Origin of the sequence: Brucella sp. H1_1004, from assembly GCF_047308065.1 — a bacterium.
Classification (GTDB): domain Bacteria; phylum Pseudomonadota; class Alphaproteobacteria; order Rhizobiales; family Rhizobiaceae; genus Brucella; species Brucella pseudogrignonensis_B.
On record NZ_JAYKZA010000003.1, the window covers coordinates 13,210 to 30,430 of the forward strand.

A 17,221-nucleotide genomic window follows, 5' to 3' on the forward strand; every position below is an offset into this window, starting at 1 on the left:
GACGACCCATGTCCGTGATCGGTCAATTCACGCGCGAAAATGATGGCTTCGTCGGCCACCTGACGACGCTGTCACTGCACCAGGACATCATCATCGTTCCGGCCGAACCGTCCGATGCCGAGAACGCGCCCGACTTCCGCGTCCATGTGCTCGACAGCATGAACAACGAAACCGGCGCGGAGATCGGCGCCGGCTGGAAGCGCACCGGCGAGAAGGCCGGCGACTACGTTTCGCTTCAGATCGATGATCCGACCTTCGGGCATCCGATCCGCGCCAACCTCTTCCAGTCGGCCGACGACAAGTCCGCCTGGGGCCTGCACTGGAACCGCCCGCCCAAGCGGGCCGAGCGGGACTGAGCGATGTCGGCTCCGCACCTCAAAGCTGTCGTCGGGCGGTCCAACGCCGCCCGGCGCACAGCCCTCCTTCTCCTTTCCGGCCTCCTGCTTTCCGCGCCGCTTTGCGCCACCGCGACTGCGCAGACGGTGTCGGTCGAGGGGCCCTCTCGCGCCGATTCCTACGCCACATTCATCACCGAGGCAGCGCAACGGTTCGGCGTTCCAGAGCACTGGATTCGTGCCGTCATGCGCATCGAAAGCGCTGGCGACGTGCGGGCGATCTCGTCGGCCGGCGCGATGGGACTGATGCAGGTCATGCCCGCCACATGGGCCGATCTGCGCGTCCGTCACCGGCTCGGCGCGAATCCTTACGATCCACGCGACAACATTCTGGCGGGCACTGCGTATCTGCGCGAGATGCACGACCGCTACGGTTCGCCGGGGTTTCTCGCGGCCTATAATGCTGGTCCCGGCCGCTATGAAGAGTATCTCGCCGGCCGTCCTTTGCCGGCCGAAACTCGCGCCTATGTCGCCGCGCTCGCACCCGTCATCGGCGGCGCAGACGCGCTTGCTCCCGTTACGGTCGCGGCAGCCGATCCCAACGCCTGGACGCGGTCTCCGCTCTTCATCGCGCAGTCCGAACACGCGACGACCGCCGTTCCGACGTCCAACAATGGCGCTTCCGAGGACACTCCGGCCGCCATTCCGGTGCGCGATGTCACAGCCATCGCTCCGCAATCCGCAGGCCTGTTTGTCGCCCGAAACGCCGATCGGGGGCCGCGATGACGGTGTTCGCGGCATTTCGTGGAATGGCGTGCTCTGGCGCAGGGATGGCGGTCCGAGGACGGAGAGCAGGCAACACAACCGCACGATGGCGAGATAAAAGCGCGCGATGTGCGGCTTGGTGCGGTCGTGTGTTTTCAGAGACTTATGGCGAATTGGCGCGAGGTGCGCCTGATCGACGCAGCCTGCGCATTCGCCATTTCGCGAGGGATTTCCGCGCGTTTGCGCGATGTGCGGAGCCTCGGCCATGAGCGGCGAGGACGACTTCCGCATCCGGCCAGGCCGTATCCGCTCCACCCGCGCACAGCAAACGCGGCCCTTCATCGCCCAGGCCCTCGCCGCCGCCCAGCGTGCCGGCGGCAGGGTCTCGCGCTCCGGCAAGATCAGCTCGGGCAACCGCTCGCGTTTCGGGCGCGGCCAGCGAGCGACCGTCCAGGCCAATCGACTGCTCACCAACCGATCGCGCAACACCGTGATCAAGACGCGCGTCGTCCGGCACACCGCTCGCTCGGCGCCGCTCAACGCCCACCTCAGCTATCTGCAGCGCGAAGGCGTCACCCGGGATGGGGAGAAGGCGAAGTTGTTCGGGCCGGAGACGGAGGCGGCCGACGCCAAGGCTTTCGCCGAGCGCACTCAGGACGACCGACATCACTTCCGCTTCATCGTCTCACCTGAGGACGCGACCGAGATGTCCGACCTCAAGACTTTCGCCCGCGAGCTGATGGGGCAGATGGAGACAGACCTCGGCACCAAGCTCGACTGGGTCGGCGTCGATCACTGGAACACGGATAATCCACATGTCCATATCATCCTGCGCGGGCGCACCGATGACGGTCAGGACCTCGTCATCTCGCGCGACTATATCAAGGAAGGCATGCGCGCCCGCGCGCAGGACCTCGTCACCCAGGAGCTGGGGCCGCGCACCGATCACGAGATCCGCCGCAATCTCGAACGGCAGATCGACGCGGAGCGCTGGACCAATCTTGACCGCCAGCTTGCCCGCGACAGCTATCGCACCGGCGTCGTCGATCTCGCCCCGCTCCCTGACCGCCAGCCCGACGAATTCCATGCGATGAAGGTCGGCCGCCTCCGCAAGCTGGAGACCCTCGGCCTCGCCGATCAGGTCGGCCCCGGACAATGGGTCGTGTCCGAGAATGCCGAGGCGACGCTGCGGGAGCTGGGCGAGCGTGGCGACATCATCAAGCGCATTCACCGTGGCCTGACCGAGCGCGGCATCCAGCGCGGCGCGGCCAGCTACGTGCTTGCCGGTGAGAGCCTCGACGATCCGGTCATCGGCCGGCTGGTCGACCGTGGTCTCGACGACGAGTTGAAGGGCACCGCCTATGCCGTGGTCGACGGCACCGACGGACGCACCCATCACATCAAGCTGCCCGACCTCGACGCCGCTGGCGACAGCGCGCCGGGCTCGATCGTGGAGCTGCGCAAATTTGACGACGCGCAGGGGCGCAGGCGCGTCGCGCTCGCCGTCCGCTCCGATCTCGAAATCGAGCGGCAGGTCCATGCGACCGGCGCCACCTGGCTCGACCGGCAGGCGATCGCCCGCGATCCCGTCGCGCTCGGCGGCGGCGGATTCGGCGCGGAGGTTCGTCACGCGATGGACAGGCGGGCCGAGCACCTCGTTGGTCAGGGCCTTGCCGAGCGGCAGACGCGCGGTGTCAGTTTCTCCCCCGGGCTGATCGACACGCTGCGCCAGCGCGAGGTCGACGCCCTTGGCGAGAAGCTTGCGGCCGAGACCGGTCGGCAATTCTCGAAGGCCGCGGCGGGCGAATATGTGGCCGGCACCTATCGCCAGCGCTTTGCGCTCGCGTCGGGCCGCTTCGCCATGATCGACGACGGCCTCGGCTTCCAGCTCGTGCCCTGGTCGCCGTCGATCGAGCGTCAGATCGGTCAGCACGTCTCCGGCGTGTCGCGCGGCGCCGGTGGCGTCGACTGGAGCTTCGGCCGCAATCGCGGCCTCGGCATGTAGCCCAATCAAGAAAGGAGTGCCCGCCATGTCGGCGACCAAAATCCTCTGGGGCCAAATCCTCACTGTCTTCCTGATCGTGCTGATGACGACCTGGGCGGCGACGCAGTGGACGGCCTATCGGCTCGGCTTCCAGCCGCAGCTCGGACTTCCGTGGTTCGAACTGGCCGGCTGGCCGATCTACTATCCGCCCGCCTTCTTCTGGTGGTGGTACTTCTACGACGCCTATGCACCTCCGATTTTCATCGAGGGAGCCTATATCGCGGCGTCCGGTGGCTTCATTTCCATCGCCGTCGCGATCGGCATGTCGGTCTGGCGGGCGCGTGAAGCTAGGAATGCCGAGACGTTCGGCTCCGCCCGCTGGGCGGTCGCCGCGGAAGTCCGCGCCGCCGGCTTGCTGGGCGCGGACGGCGTCGTGCTCGGGAAGTTCGACCGCGACTATCTCCGCCATGACGGCCCCGAGCATGTGCTGTGCTTCGCGCCCACGCGATCCGGCAAGGGCGTCGGCCTGGTCGTGCCGTCGCTGCTGACCTGGCCGGGCTCCGCGATCGTCCATGACATCAAGGGGGAAAATTGGACGCTCACCGCCGGCTATCGCGCGCGTCATGGTCGCGTGCTGCTGTTCGATCCAACCAACACGAAATCTGCCGCCTACAATCCGCTTCTCGAGGTGCGCCGCGGCGAATGGGAGGTCCGCGACGTCCAGAACATCGCCGACATCCTCGTCGATCCGGAGGGCTCGCTGGAGAAACGGAACCACTGGGAGAAAACCAGCCACGCATTGCTGGTAGGCGCAATCCTGCATGTCCTCTACGCCGAGGCTGATAAGACGCTTGCCGGCGTCGCGGCGTTCCTCTCCGATCCGAAGCGGCCGATCGAGTCGACGCTCGCCGCCATGATGAAGACAGCCCATCTCGGCGAGGCCGGACCGCATCCGGTGATCGCCAGCGCCGCGCGCGAGCTGCTGAACAAATCCGACAACGAGCGATCAGGCGTGCTGTCGACAGCGATGTCGTTCCTCGGCCTCTATCGTGATCCCGTCGTCGCCGAGGTCACACGCCGCTGCGACTGGCGCATCGTGGATATCGTCGGCGGCAAGCATCCGACGACGCTCTACCTCGTGGTGCCGCCGTCGGACATCAACCGGACCAAGCCGCTGATCCGCCTGATCCTCAATCAGGTCGGCCGCCGGCTGACCGAGGACCTGCAGGCGAACGGAAACCGCCACCGGCTGCTCCTCATGCTCGACGAGTTTCCCGCCCTCGGTCGTCTCGACTTCTTCGAGAGCGCTCTCGCCTTCATGGCGGGCTACGGCCTCAAGGCCTTTCTCATCGCCCAGTCGTTGAACCAGATCGAGAAGGCCTACGGCCCGAACAACTCGATCCTCGATAACTGCCATGTCCGGGTTAGCTTCGCCACCAACGATGAGCGGACCGCCAAGCGGGTCTCGGACGCACTCGGCACCGCAACCGAGATGCGGGCGATGAAGAACTACGCCGGCCATCGCCTGTCGCCCTGGCTCGGCCACATGATGGTGTCGCGCTCGGAAACGGCGCGGCAACTGATGACGCCCGGCGAGATCATGCAGCTCCCGCCCGCCGACGAGATCGTCATGGTCGCCGGTACGCCACCGATCCGCGCGAAGAAAGCGCGGTACTATGAGGATCGCCGGTTTCAGGAGCGCATCGTAACGCCGCCGAACCTGGTGAAACGGACAACGGCACGGCCCGATGACTGGAGCGCGCTGCCGCTTCCAGCGGCGCCGACCGTGTCGATCGCGACCGACGGCGAGCGCGGATCGGAGGATGAGGATACGACCGACTCCGAGCGCCGGCATCAGCCGGAACTGAGCCGCGCAAAGCCCGTCGAGCCAATGCAGCCCATCGAAAACGAATTCGAGATCGATCCCCGCGACGATGCCGATGAGGACGCCGCTCGCCTCTCGCGCATGAATCAGACCATGCGCCAGGTCGCACGCCAAGCATCGCTCGATCCCGGCGACGGTATCGAGCTTTAGGAGGCACCATGGCAAAGCCTCCCAAAAAGCAGCGGCTATCGGTGTATCTCGAACCCGACGTCATGAAGGCGCTCGCCGCGCACGCCGCCCGGCGCGATCAATCCCTCTCGCTGATCGCGGAAGCTGGCATCGCCTCCTTCCTGTCGCCCGACGCTGCCGAACGGCAGGAGGCGGCTACGACGAAACGGCTCGACCAGCTCGACCGGCGAATGGCGCGTATGGAGCGTGACCTTGGAATCGCCGTCGAAACGCTGGCCGTCTTCATCCGATTCTGGCTGACGACGAACCCGCCGCTCCCCGAGCCCGCCCAGGCAGCGGCGCGCGCCAAAGCCGGCGAACGCTACGAAGCGTTCGTCACCGCGCTCGGCCGGCGACTCGCTCACGGGCCGAAGCTTAGGCAGGAAATTTCCGAGGACATCACGCCCGCGCACGACGCGGATTAATCACGGCCACGTCCACTTCAAGTATTCCGGCGTTCCGCCGTTTCCCTGTATTTGTACGCTACAGTACGACGACCACATTATGGTTGTTGTCAGGCCATGATTTCTGCCTCTTCTACTCATCCCCGATCCAGGGCCGCATGTCGCGGTCCCGCAAGAGAACGGGGACGACGTGGCGGCCACTCACCAGAAATCGGAGGCGATCCTTCGCGGCGCGCGCATGCTGCGCACGGCCCTCGGGCCGGCGATCGCCCGGTTTCTGGAAGACCCCGCGATCGTCGAGGTGATGCTCAACCCCGATGGGCGGCTCTGGGTCGACCGGCTTTCCGAAGGACTTTCCGACACGGGTGAACTGTTGTCGCCGTCAGACGGCGAGCGGATCATCCGCCTCGTCGCCCATCATGTCGGGGCCGAGGTTCATCCCGGCGCCCCACGTGTCTCAGCCGAGTTGCCCGAAACGGGGGAGCGGTTCGAGGGGCTGTTGCCGCCCGTCGTGTCCGCCCCGGCCTTCGCGATCCGCAAGCCGGCCGTCGCCGTGTTCACGCTCGACGACTATGTCGCCGCCGGGATCATGGCGGCGCATCAGGCCGAGACGCTGCGCCAGGCCGTCGCCGATCGGCGCAACATCCTCGTCGCCGGCGGCACCTCGACCGGCAAGACGACCCTCACCAACGCTTTGCTGGCTGAGGTCTCGAAGACCTCCGACCGCGTCGTCCTGATCGAAGACACGCGCGAACTGCAATGCGCCGCGCCGAACCTCGTCGCCATGCGGACCAAAGACGGCGTCGCCTCGCTCTCCGATCTTGTCCGCTCCTCTCTTCGCCTGCGCCCTGATCGGATTCCGATCGGCGAGGTCCGGGGAGCCGAGGCCCTCGATCTGCTGAAGGCCTGGGGCACAGGACACCCCGGCGGTGTCGGAACCATCCACGCGGGTACGGGCATCGGCGCGCTGCGTCGGATGGAGCAGCTCATCCAGGAAGCCGTCGTCACCGTCCCGCGCGCCCTGATCGCCGAGACGATCGATCTCGTCGCCGTGCTTTCCGGCCGGGGCACGTCGCGCCGCCTCGCCGAACTCGCCCGCATCGAGGGCCTTGGCCCCGACGGCGACTACCGCGTCACGCCCGCAAGCCAGCCCCTCACAGGAGGTCCGTCATGATCCAGCATGCCCTGCGTTTCCGCCGCCATATCGCGACTGCGGTATCCGTCACCTTCGTCTCGCTGGCGCTCGCGCCTGCCGCTCACGCTTCCGGCTCCCAAATGCCCTGGGAGGCCCCGCTACAGTCCATCCTCGAATCCATCGAGGGCCCGGTCGCCAAAATTATCGCGGTGATGATCATCATCATCACCGGCCTGACGCTGGCCTTCGGCGACACGTCGGGCGGCGCGCGCAAGCTCATCCAAATCGTCTTCGGCCTGTCGATCGCCTTCGCTGCGTCCAGCTTCTTCCTGTCCTTCTTCTCGTTCGGCGGCGGGGCGCTCGTCTGATGGCCAACGGCGCAGATCATCATGGCGAGCTGGCGGGCTTCTCGGTCCCGGTCCATCGGTCGCTGACCGAGCACATCCTGCTCGGCGGCGCTCCGCGCTCGATCGCCATTCTCAACGGCACGCTGGCAGCCGCGCTCGGCCTTGGCCTCCGCCTCTGGCTGGTCGGCCTGGGCCTTTGGGCTCTCGGTCATTTCGCGGCCGTCTGGGCGGCCAAGCGCGATCCGCAGTTCGTCGATGTCGTGCGCAAACATCTGCGCATCCCCGGCCACCTGTCGGTTTGAGGAGCGACGCCGATGATGAACCTCGCCGAATATCGCAACCGCAATACCCGTCTCGCCGACTTCCTGCCCTGGGTCGCTCTGGTCGGCGAAGGCATCGTCCTGAACAAGGACGGCAGCTTGCAGCGAACTGCACGGTTTCGCGGACCCGACCTCGACAGTGCCGTTCCGGCCGAGCTGGTCGCGGTCGCCGGGCGCCTCAACAACGCCTTCCGTCGCCTGGGCTCCGGCTGGGCCATCTTCGTCGAGGCGCAGCGCCATGGTGCCGCGACCTATCCGGCCAGCGTGTTCGCCGACAGCGCGTCGGCCTTGGTCGACGCCGAACGGAAAGCCGACTTCGAGGAAGCCGGCGCGCACTTCGAATCGAGCTACTTCCTCACCTTCCTCTACCTTCCCCCGGCCGAAGACGCGGCGCGCGCAGAGACCTGGCTCTATGAGGGTCGCGATCACGCTGGCGTCGATGCGCACGAGATCCTGCGCGGCTTCGCAGACCGCACCGATCGCATCCTTCAGCTCATCGACGCCTTCATGCCGGAATGCGCCTGGCTCGATGACGGCGAGACGCTGACCTATCTGCATTCGACCGTCTCGACCAAGCGGCACCGCGTCCGCGTGCCCGAGACGCCGATATATCTCGATGCGCTGCTGGCCGATCAGCCCCTGACCGGTGGGCTCGAACCCCGGCTCGGCGACGCACATGTCCGCATCCTCACCATTGTCGGCTTCCCGACCGCGACCACGCCCGGCATCCTCGATGAGCTGAACCGGCTGGCCTTTCCCTATCGCTGGTCAACACGCGCCGTCCTGCTCGACAAGACCGACGCCACCAAGCTGCTGACGAAGATCAGGCGTCAGTGGTTCGCCAAGCGCAAGTCGATCGCCGCCATCCTCAAGGAGGTGATGACCAACGAGGCCTCTGCGCTGGTCGATACCGATGCGGCCAACAAGGCCGCCGACGCCGATATGGCGTTGCAGGAGCTGGGCGCCGACTACGCCGGCCAGGCCTATGTCACCGCGACGATCACCGTCTGGGACGATGATCCGCGCATTGCAGCCGAGAAGCTGCGGATGGTCGAGAAGGTCATCCAGGGCCGCGACTTCACCGCCATGCCCGAGACGATCAACGCCGTGGACGCCTGGCTCGGCTCGCTGCCCGGCCATGTCTACGCCAATGTCAGGCAACCTCCGATCTCCACATTGAATCTCGCCCACATGATCCCGCTGTCGGCGGTGTGGGCGGGACCGGAACGGGACGAGCACTTCGATGCACCCCCACTGCTTTACGGCAGAACCGAAGGCTCGACCCCGTTCCGGCTTTCCATCCATGTCGGCGATGTCGGCCATACGCTGATCGTCGGTCCGACCGGCGCCGGAAAATCCGTTTTGCTCGCGCTGATGGCGCTTCAGTTCCGGCGCTATCCACAATCCCAGGTCTTCGCCTTCGACTTCGGGGGATCGATCCGAGCAGCCGCGCTCGCCATGCGGGGCGACTGGCACGATCTCGGCGGCGGCCTGACCGAAGGCGCCGACGACAGCGTGTCGCTTCAGCCGCTGGCCCGGATCGACGATGTCGCCGAACGTGCCTGGGCCGCCGACTGGCTGGTCGCGATCCTGGGGCGAGAGAGCATGCCGGTCACGCCCGAGGTGAAGGAGCATCTCTGGTCGGCGCTCTCCTCGCTGGCGTCCGCGCCGATCAACGAGCGGACGCTCACCGGCCTGTCCGTCCTGCTGCAGTCCAACGACCTGAAGCAGGCGCTTCGGCCCTATTGCGTCGGCGGTCCCTATGGCCGGTTGCTCGACGCCGAGGCCGAGCATCTGGGCGAAGCGAATGTCCAGGTCTTCGAAACAGAAGGGTTGATCGGCACGGGCGCCGCCGCCGCCGTGCTCGCCTATCTCTTCCACCGCATCGAGGACCGCCTCGACGGTCGCCCCACGCTGCTGATCGTCGATGAAGGCTGGCTGGCGCTAGACGACGAGGGTTTCGCCGGTCAGCTCCGCGAGTGGCTGAAGACGCTGCGCAAGAAGAACGCCAGCGTCATCTTCGCGACGCAGTCGCTCTCCGACATCGACGGCTCAGCGATCGCGCCAGCCATCATCGAGAGCTGTCAGACTCGCATCCTGCTGCCGAACGAACGCGCGATCGAGCCGCAGATCACCGCCATCTATCGCCGCTTTGGGCTCAACGATCGCCAGATCGAGATCCTCGCGCGGGCGATGCCTAAGCGCGACTATTACTGCCAGTCGCGGCGCGGCAACCGGCTGTTCGAGCTGGGGCTGTCGGACGTGGCGCTCGCGCTCTGCGCCGCGTCGTCCAAGCAGCACCAGGCGCTGATCGCGGACGTTCACGCCCGCAGCGGCACGGATGGCTTCCTCGCTGAGTGGCTCGCCGAGAACCGGCTTGCCTGGGCCGCGGACCTCATCGCCGACCTCACCAATGTCATCCCCCAAACCGATCCGGAGACACGCCCATGACCCGTTCTACTCAATCCCGCTCGCTTGCACTGCGTATCACCGCAGCGCTGCTTGCCGCGCCGATCGCGCTTTCGCCGATCCTCAGCACTCCCGCCGCTGCGCAATGGATCGTCTACGATCCGACCAACTATGCGCAGAACGTCCTGACGGCGGCGCGCACCCTCCAGCAGGTCAATCAGCAGATCACCCAGCTTCAGAACGAAGCGACGATGCTGATCAACCAGGCCCGCAACCTCGCCAGCCTGCCATACTCCTCGCTCCAGCAGCTTCAGCAGTCGGTTCAGCGCACCCAGCAGCTCCTGCAACAGGCGCAGGGAATCGCCTACGACGTCCAGCGCATCGACCAGGCGTTCACGTCGACCTACGGCAACGCCTCCATGTCCGCCTCCGACCAGGCGCTCGTGGCGCAGGCGCGGGAGCGCTGGCAGAACACGGTCGGCGGCCTGCAGGACGCCATGCGCGTCCAGGCCGGCGTGGTCGGCAACATCGACACCAACCGCGCCGAGATGTCGTCACTGGTCGGCCAGAGCCAGGGCGCGACGGGAGCGCTGCAGGCGACGCAGGCCGGCAACCAGCTTCTCGCGCTGCAAGCGCAGCAGCTTGCCGATCTCACCGCCGTCGTTGCCGCCAACGGCCGGGCGCAAAGCCTGTCCGAGGCCGAGCGATCTGCCGCGGCCGAACAGGGTCGCGAACAGCGCCGACGGTTCCTGACGCCGGGCACCGGCTATCAGCCCGGCAACGCCCGCATGTTCCCGAACGGCAACTGAGGGCGCGGCCATGGACGGCAAGATGCTCGCACGGCTCGGCGCTGTGGTGTTCGTGGCCGTCGCGATCACTGCGACCGCGATCGAGATGAACCGGAAAGAGGAAGTGCGGGAGGCGTGGCCGTCCGACCGGACCACCCAAGCGCAGGGCGATCCGTTGCGCGACGAAATGATCCGCTGCCAGGTGCTCGGCGAAGCGGGGCCGCGCGATCCGGCGTGCCTGCGGGCCTGGGCCGAAAACCGCAACCGCTTCCTCGCGCCCGGCGCGCGACCTACCGAGCGCTTGCCGGACATCCCGCCAGCGCCGCGAAACACTCTCATACCCCAATCGGACCGCACCGATCAGCCGGCCTTCGAGCCCGCCGCACCGATCGCGCCGCCGCAGCTCGACGAGGCGAGATAAGATCATGGGCGGCACCGGCGTCATTGACCATTTTCTTGAGGTCTTCACCCGCTACATCGACAGCGGATTCGGGCTACTCAGCGGCGAAGTCGCCTTCATCGCCACCACCCTGATCGTCATCGACGTGACGCTGGCGGCGCTGTTCTGGAGCTGGGGCGCCGACGACGACATCATGGCCCGCCTGGTGAAGAAGACGCTGTTCGTCGGCGTGTTCGCCTACATCATCGGTAATTGGAACAACCTCGCCCGGATCATTTTCGAGAGCTTCGCCGGCCTCGGCCTGAAGGCTAGCGGCACCGGGTTCACCACGGCCGACCTCTTGCGCCCTGGCAAGGTCGCTCAGACCGGGCTCGACGCCGGACGGCCGCTGCTCGATTCCATCTCCAGCCTCATGGGCTACTGGTCGTTCTTCGAGAACTTCATCCAGATCGCCTGCATGTTCCTGGCCTGGGCGCTGGTGCTGCTCGCTTTTTTCATCCTCGCCATCCAGCTCTTCGTCACGCTCATCGAGTTCAAGCTGACGACGCTCGCCGGCTTCGTGCTGATCCCGTTCGGCCTGTTCGGCAAGTCGGCCTTCATGGCCGAACGCGTGCTCGGCAACGTCATCTCCTCCGGCATCAAGGTGCTGGTGCTGGCCGTCATCATCGGCATCGGCTCGACGCTCTTCTCAGAATTCACATCCGGTTTCGGCGGCCAGAACCCGACAATCGACGAAGCGATGGCGATCGTGCTCGCCGCGCTGTCGCTGCTCGGCCTCGGTATCTTCGGTCCCGGTATTGCAAGCGGCATCGTCTCCGGTGGTCCCCAGCTCAGCGCCGGAGCAGCAGTCGGCACTGGCCTGGCCGCAGGCGGCATGGTCGCGCTCGGCGCTGGCGCCGTCGGCGCCGCTGCGTCGGGTGGTGCTGCGCTGGCCGGTGGTGCCGCCGCCGCCGCTCGTGGCGGTGCTGCGATCGCCGGCGGCGCGTCCACCGCTTACAGCCTTGGCTCAGCCGGGCAGGCCGGCGCGGTCGGTGTCGCTTCCGGTCTCGGCGGGGTCGTGCGTGCCGGCGGCAGCGCCGCCGTCTCACCTCTGCGTCGCGCCGCATCGCGTGCCGCCGAAAGCATGCGCTCAAGCTTCAACGCTGGCGGCAAGGCCGCCTTTGAGGCGACAGGCGGCACTTCCACCATGGGCTCGATCGGCGGTGACGCGGCCGGTGATGGCGCCGCTGCCGCCGGTTCCGCGAACGCCGGCGGTCCGCCGGCCTGGGCGCAGCGGATGCGCCGATCCCAGCACGTGACCCATGCCGTCCAGGCCACGGCCCATGCCGTCCGCTCCGGCGACGCCCACGGCGGCGGCTCTTCCATCAATCTTTCCGAAGGCGATCGCTGATGTTCAAACGACCCTCTACCCATTATGGCAAGGCCCCCGAGCCGGCGACGCCCTATCAACGCGCCACCCAGGTCTGGGATGAGCGCATCGGCGCCTCGCGCGTGCAGGCCAAGAACTGGCGGCTCATGGCGTTCGGCTCGCTGATCCTATCGGCCGGGTTCGCCATCGCGCTCGTCGTGCAGTCAGCACGCGGGACGATCGTACCCTGGGTGGTCCAAGTCGATCGCATCGGTCAGGCGCAGGCCGTCGCGCCCGCCGAGGCCGACTATCGTCCGACCGATCCGCAGATTGCCTTCCACCTAGCGCGCTTCATCGAGCAGGTCCGGAGCATTCCGGCCGATGCGATCATCGTCCGGCAGAACTGGCTGCGCGCCTACGACTTCACGACTGACCGCGGCGCCATGGCGCTCAATGACTACGCCCGCTCCAACGACCCCTTTACACGGGTCGGCCGGCAGCAGGTCGCTGTCGACGTCTCCAGCGTCATCCGCGCGTCCCCGGACAGCTTCCGCGTCGCCTGGGTCGAGCGCCGATACGAAAATGGCCAGCTCGCCGAGACCACGCGCTGGACCGCGATCCTGACGATCGTCGTGCAGATCCCCCGAAACGCCGACCGGCTCAGGGCGAACCCGCTCGGCATCTACGTCAACGCCATCAACTGGTCACGGGAGCTTGGGCAATGAAGCCGTATTTCCGTAAAGCCGGAAACCCGGCTTCACACACACACGTACTCCCGGCTCTCCGTAGAGCCGCATTCCCGGTCGTTCTGCTAGCGGCGACCGCGCTCGCGGGCTGCGCGACCACCAATCCGCCGCCGGAGATTTCCTACGACAATGCGGCTCCGGCGGTGCAGACCGTCGATCCACCCGCGCCGGTCACCGTGGTCGAGCTGCCCCGGCCGCTGCCGCTGCCTGGCCAATTGCAGCGTGTGGAGGAGACGCGGCGTGCCCCGGAGCCTTCTAATCCGACCGCTCGCGTCAACCAGGCAAACGAGGCGGCACGAGTCCAGCCGGTGCGCGACGGCTTCATTAACTCGATGCAGGTCTACCCGTGGACTCAAGGGGCGCTTTATCAAGTCTATACCGCCGTCGGGCAGATCACCGACATCGCGCTCCAACCCGGGGAGCAGCTTGTCGGCGCAGGCCCGGTGGCCGCCGGCGACACAGTGCGCTGGATCATCGGCGACACCGAGAGCGGATCGGGGGCAACGCGCCAGATCCACATCCTAGTAAAGCCCACCCGCGCCGACCTGATGACAAACCTCGTCATCAACACCAACATGCGCACCTATCACATGGAGCTGCGCTCGACAGAGCGCACCTATATGGCGTCGGTCTCATGGCAGTATCCGCAAGACCAGCTCATTGCGCTGCGCCGTCAGAACGCCGAGGCGCAGGCGGCCCAGCCGGTGGCGAGCGGCGTCGATCTCGCGAACGTCAACTTCCGCTATGCGATCGAGGGCGACCGTGCGCCGTGGCGGCCGCTGCGCGCCTTCGACGACGGACGCCAGGTCTTTATCGAGTTTCCGCGCGGCATCGGTCAGGGCGAGATGCCGCCACTCTTCGTCGTCGGCCCCGAGGGCAACACCTCTGAGCTCGTGAACTATCGCGTTCGCGGCCACCACATGATCGTTGATCGTCTGTTCGCGGCTGCCGAACTTCGCTTCGGCTCCGGCCGCGAGCAGAAGCGCGTCAGGATCGTCCGCACAGACGGGAGGCCGACCTCGTGAGCGAGAACCCGCCCCGGATTGAGGAAGTGCCGGACGACGATGCGCAGCCCCTGACCGGCGAGCCGGTCGGGCCTGCGCCGATGCGGCTGCGGGCCGAACCGCCCCGCGTCACCCGGTTGTCGCGGAAGGTTCTCGCCGGCCTCGGTCTTGTCGCCAGCGTCGGGCTCGGAGGTGCGCTGATCTACGCGCTTCAGACCCGCGACGCCGGTCGGCCGAACGACGAACTCTATTCGACCGAGAACCGCTCGACCGCTGACGGACTGGCCGGCCTGCCGCGAGATTACAGTGGCGTGCCACAGCTCGGTCCCCCTCTTCCCGGTGACCTCGGCCGGCCGATCCTTAGTACCCAGGATCGCGGACAGCCGGTGCCCACACCCGGGACGGCCACGCCCAATCCCGGCATCAGCCCGGAAGAGCAGCGCCGCCTTCAGGAAATCGAGACCGCGCGCACCAGCCGTCTCTTCTCCGGATCGGAAAGCCGGGGCACACCCGCTGCTGCGGGAGCTGCCCCAGCGCTCGCGCCGGTGCCGGATTTGGCGAGCATTGGCCTCGCTCCGCCGCCCGCCACGCCCTCGGCGCAGGACCGGCAGAACGCGTTTCTGAACGCCGCGGCCGATCGCAGGACGGTTGCGCCCGATCGCGTCGCTGCGCCAGTATCGCCGAACGTCCTTCAGGCGGGAGCAGTGATATCCGCGGCGCTGATCACCGGCATCCGATCCGATCTACCCGGCCAGATCACCGCGCAGGTCACCGAAAACATCTACGACAGCCCAACCGGCCGTATCTTGCTTGTGCCGCAAGGCACTCGTGTGGTCGGGCAGTACGACAACAACGTGCAGTTCGGCCAGAGCCGAGTCCTGCTCGTCTGGACTCGGCTCGTCTTCCCGAACGGGCGCTCGATCGTTCTCGAGCGCCAGCCTGGTGCTGACGCTGAAGGGTTCGCCGGGCTGCAGGATGGCGTCGATTACCATTGGTGGGATCTGGCCAAGGCTGCGGGATTGTCGACACTGCTGAGCGTCGGCGCCGAACTCGCGGTCGACAACGACGATCAGCTCGTTCAGGCGATCCGGAACGGTGGGCAGGACACCATCAACGACGCAGGGCAGCAGATTGTGAGGCGTCAGCTCAACGTCGCGCCCACGATCACTATTCGGCCCGGATTTCCCGTGCGCGTTATCGTGACGCGAGACTTGGTACTGGAGCCATATGGAGGTTGATGATGTCGAAGCTTAAGCTAGGCCCCATCGCGGACGACAAGCCGCTTAAGGTACAGGTCGAGCTACCTGCAGCTCTCCACCAGGACCTTGTTGACTACGCCCACCTATTGGGCCGAGAGCAAGGTCAGTCCGCTGTTGACCCAGCTCGGTTAATCGTCCCGATGTTACAACGGTTCATCGCGACAGACCGTGGCTTCGCCAAAGCCAGGCGAACGTTGACGCCGGGGAGCGCCGATTAATCCGTGGTCCCCGCTCTAGAGGGGGTGTCGAAACACTTCAGCAGCAGCGGCAGAGTCGGGTTGTCGTTGTCACTGGAAGAAATTATAGCGGCCGTCGGCGCCCGCGCCGATGGGAGCGGGATCAACGCGATATCCGGCCGGTAGATCACGCTGGTGATGGTCAAGCCGAAGCCCTGTTCGACCATCGTCAGCAGGGTTTCTCGGCTGACTTGTTGGATCGAGAGTTGAACCGCTCCGTCTCCGGCGCCCACCATGCGCCGGAGTATGCCAGCGAGCTCACGCCCAGCGCCATCCGAGCGAACGAGGAAGACTTCGTCACAAATGTCCTCCCACGACAGCTGTGGCCGTGCTGCCAACTCGTGAAGCGGGGACAATGCCACGAACAGATCTGGTTCGCAGAGACGTCGAACTTGGAACTGAGGGCTCTTGCTCGCACTCAGGCTGATTGCTGCGTCCAGTAATCCGCGCTTCACCCCCAAAGTGTTTTCTTCTGAAGTGCCTTCCTCAAGCTTTACCTCGATCGTCGGATGTCTATTTCTGAATGCCGAGAGAATGTTGATGATCGGGCACGCCGGGAACGCTTCAAGCATTCCAAACCTCACGAGCCCGGTCTTGAGTTTCCGCGCGGAGCGGATCTCCGTTGCGGCGTTACGAAGGTAGCGCGCTCCCACCACCGCTTGTTGAAGGAAGCGCTCACCTTCTGGAGTCAGCCCTGCCCCCGCTCGCGTACGCTTGAAGAGAGAAAAGCCAAGTTGGCGCTCAAACAGCTGCAAACGTCGGCTGACGGTGGATTGCGATATCGATAGGCGCTCCGCCGCTCGGCGGAAGCTGCCGGCCTCGGCGACCTGAACGGCGTACTTCAGGTATCGGAGATCAAGAGTCAGGTCGGGCATGAGACCCGTCCGATCATACCGGCGGTCTCATCGGCGAACCGCCTGCGCCCGGTGAGCGGCACCCATGCACGTCCACTTTCATCGAGCCCACCCCCGCTAGCGCCTGGGGAACGAGCACGTCCGTTGATCTCAGATGTGGAATCCGAGCTGAGCCCCTCAATGAGCATGACCATGTCCGAATCTGTCATAGATGCATGCGGCGGTCATACATTTTCACACGCTTGAAGTCTATGCGCGAAGCATATATTCTTGCGGTATGGAGCCTGAGGTCGCCAAGTACCATTTAGGTGCACTCGCGTTGGCGGTTGCAGACAGCATCGCCAGTGTCTCGGCCTCGTTTTCACCAAGCGGCCCGGGGACCGCCGTGATGGTGTTACTCAGCATGGAGCCCGGACTGCCGATCAGCGTTTTGGCTACCTCGATCGGGCTTTCTCATGCCGGGACGGTGCGATTGATCGATAGGCTCGAGCGCGAACAGTTGGTGGAACGACGAAGACAAATCACCGACAGGCGGGCGCGCTTCATTCACCTCACCAATTCGGGGAAGAAGATAACGGACGCCTTGCTCAAGGCACGGGAGCAGGTGATCTCCGAATGTATTTCGCCCCTGTCGCCCAATGACCTCGACATTCTAGGCATGCTGTCGGAGCGGCTCCTTGTGGCAAACGGCTTCGACAAAGATGGCTCGGTCAGCCTTTGCCATCTGTGCGGCTACAGCAGGATCGCGCCTTCCCGTGGTAAAGCTAAGCCGGGGCGCTCGCCACGCTGGAACGTCGCATCAGAAGGCTGACGATATGATCAGGCAGGCTTGAA

At 65.9% G+C, this 17,221-nt stretch carries 19 protein-coding genes; 17 read left to right on the forward strand and 2 right to left on the reverse strand.

What is annotated here, in order from left to right:
* The first annotated feature begins 8 nt into the window (after positions 1–8).
* The 16 genes from U2P60_RS18655 to U2P60_RS18730 all read left to right on the forward strand — a co-directional run bounded on the left by U2P60_RS18655 (position 9) and on the right by U2P60_RS18730 (position 15,515).
* Positions 9–356 carry a DUF736 domain-containing protein gene (locus U2P60_RS18655; RefSeq protein WP_103243959.1) on the forward strand — a complete coding sequence of 116 codons (348 nt, stop codon included), beginning with the start codon at positions 9–11 and terminating at the stop codon, positions 354–356.
* Between the two features lie 3 nt (positions 357–359).
* Complete coding sequence (locus U2P60_RS18660; RefSeq protein ID WP_151690345.1) at positions 360–1,121, forward strand: lytic transglycosylase domain-containing protein; 762 nt, start codon at positions 360–362, stop codon at positions 1,119–1,121.
* 244 nt (positions 1,122–1,365) lie between these two features.
* Positions 1,366–3,105 (forward strand): relaxase/mobilization nuclease domain-containing protein, encoded by a 1,740-nt coding sequence (locus U2P60_RS18665; protein ID WP_103827475.1) that lies wholly within the window; start codon positions 1,366–1,368, stop codon positions 3,103–3,105.
* 25 nt (positions 3,106–3,130) lie between these two features.
* Positions 3,131–5,119, forward strand: a complete 1,989-nt coding sequence (locus tag U2P60_RS18670) for a conjugal transfer protein TraG (protein WP_103243961.1) — start codon at positions 3,131–3,133, stop codon at positions 5,117–5,119.
* An 8-nt stretch (positions 5,120–5,127) separates the two neighbouring features.
* Positions 5,128–5,562 (forward strand): hypothetical protein, encoded by a 435-nt coding sequence (locus U2P60_RS18675; protein WP_044416634.1) that lies wholly within the window; start codon positions 5,128–5,130, stop codon positions 5,560–5,562.
* A 169-nt stretch (positions 5,563–5,731) separates the two neighbouring features.
* Positions 5,732–6,715: a P-type conjugative transfer ATPase TrbB gene (trbB, locus tag U2P60_RS18680; RefSeq protein ID WP_103827476.1), complete on the forward strand. Its 984-nt coding sequence runs from the start codon at positions 5,732–5,734 to the stop codon at positions 6,713–6,715.
* On the forward strand, positions 6,712–7,044 hold the full coding sequence (locus U2P60_RS18685) for a TrbC/VirB2 family protein (RefSeq protein WP_103243963.1): 333 nt from the start codon (positions 6,712–6,714) through the stop codon (positions 7,042–7,044). Before trbB ends, U2P60_RS18685 begins: the two co-directional genes overlap by 4 nt.
* Positions 7,044–7,325, forward strand: a complete 282-nt coding sequence (locus U2P60_RS18690; protein ID WP_103243964.1) for a VirB3 family type IV secretion system protein — start codon at positions 7,044–7,046, stop codon at positions 7,323–7,325. The genes U2P60_RS18685 and U2P60_RS18690 overlap by 1 nt, the downstream gene beginning before the upstream one ends.
* Before the next feature lie 12 nt (positions 7,326–7,337).
* The gene (gene trbE, locus U2P60_RS18695) at positions 7,338–9,794 is read left to right on the forward strand and encodes a conjugal transfer protein TrbE (protein ID WP_103243965.1); all 2,457 of its coding nucleotides are present in this window, start codon (positions 7,338–7,340) and stop codon (positions 9,792–9,794) included.
* Positions 9,791–10,561: a P-type conjugative transfer protein TrbJ gene (gene trbJ / locus U2P60_RS18700; RefSeq protein WP_066115942.1), complete on the forward strand. Its 771-nt coding sequence runs from the start codon at positions 9,791–9,793 to the stop codon at positions 10,559–10,561. The genes trbE and trbJ overlap by 4 nt, the downstream gene beginning before the upstream one ends.
* A gap of 10 nt (positions 10,562–10,571) precedes the next feature.
* Positions 10,572–10,961: a putative entry exclusion protein TrbK-alt gene (trbK-alt, locus tag U2P60_RS18705; RefSeq protein ID WP_103243966.1), complete on the forward strand. Its 390-nt coding sequence runs from the start codon at positions 10,572–10,574 to the stop codon at positions 10,959–10,961.
* A 4-nt stretch (positions 10,962–10,965) separates the two neighbouring features.
* Positions 10,966–12,330 (forward strand): P-type conjugative transfer protein TrbL, encoded by a 1,365-nt coding sequence (trbL, locus tag U2P60_RS18710; RefSeq protein ID WP_103243967.1) that lies wholly within the window; start codon positions 10,966–10,968, stop codon positions 12,328–12,330.
* Entirely contained in the window at positions 12,330–13,013 is a 684-nt protein-coding gene (gene trbF, locus U2P60_RS18715) for a conjugal transfer protein TrbF (protein WP_103243968.1), read from the forward strand. The genes trbL and trbF overlap by 1 nt, the downstream gene beginning before the upstream one ends.
* Positions 13,010–14,059 carry a P-type conjugative transfer protein TrbG gene (gene trbG / locus U2P60_RS18720; protein WP_011191356.1) on the forward strand — a complete coding sequence of 350 codons (1,050 nt, stop codon included), beginning with the start codon at positions 13,010–13,012 and terminating at the stop codon, positions 14,057–14,059. Before trbF ends, trbG begins: the two co-directional genes overlap by 4 nt.
* A complete protein-coding gene (locus tag U2P60_RS18725; protein ID WP_103243969.1) occupies positions 14,056–15,276 on the forward strand; it encodes a TrbI/VirB10 family protein in 1,221 nt (406 codons plus the stop codon). The genes trbG and U2P60_RS18725 overlap by 4 nt, the downstream gene beginning before the upstream one ends.
* A gap of 2 nt (positions 15,277–15,278) precedes the next feature.
* Entirely contained in the window at positions 15,279–15,515 is a 237-nt protein-coding gene (locus tag U2P60_RS18730; protein ID WP_026227538.1) for a DUF2274 domain-containing protein, read from the forward strand.
* Here the strand turns inward: U2P60_RS18730 and U2P60_RS18735 are convergent.
* Complete coding sequence (locus tag U2P60_RS18735) at positions 15,512–16,408, reverse strand: LysR substrate-binding domain-containing protein (protein ID WP_413570747.1); 897 nt, start codon at positions 16,406–16,408, stop codon at positions 15,512–15,514. The two genes, U2P60_RS18730 and U2P60_RS18735, sit on opposite strands and share 4 nt — an antisense overlap.
* On the reverse strand, positions 16,396–16,596 hold the full coding sequence (locus U2P60_RS18740) for a hypothetical protein (RefSeq protein WP_052819666.1): 201 nt from the start codon (positions 16,594–16,596) through the stop codon (positions 16,396–16,398). The genes U2P60_RS18735 and U2P60_RS18740 overlap by 13 nt, the downstream gene beginning before the upstream one ends.
* A gap of 179 nt (positions 16,597–16,775) precedes the next feature.
* Here U2P60_RS18740 and U2P60_RS18745 point away from each other — a divergent pair, with 179 nt between their 5' ends.
* Positions 16,776–17,198, forward strand: coding sequence for a MarR family winged helix-turn-helix transcriptional regulator (locus tag U2P60_RS18745; protein ID WP_223296479.1), 423 nt, complete (start codon positions 16,776–16,778; stop codon positions 17,196–17,198).
* Positions 17,199–17,221 lie beyond the last annotated feature (23 nt).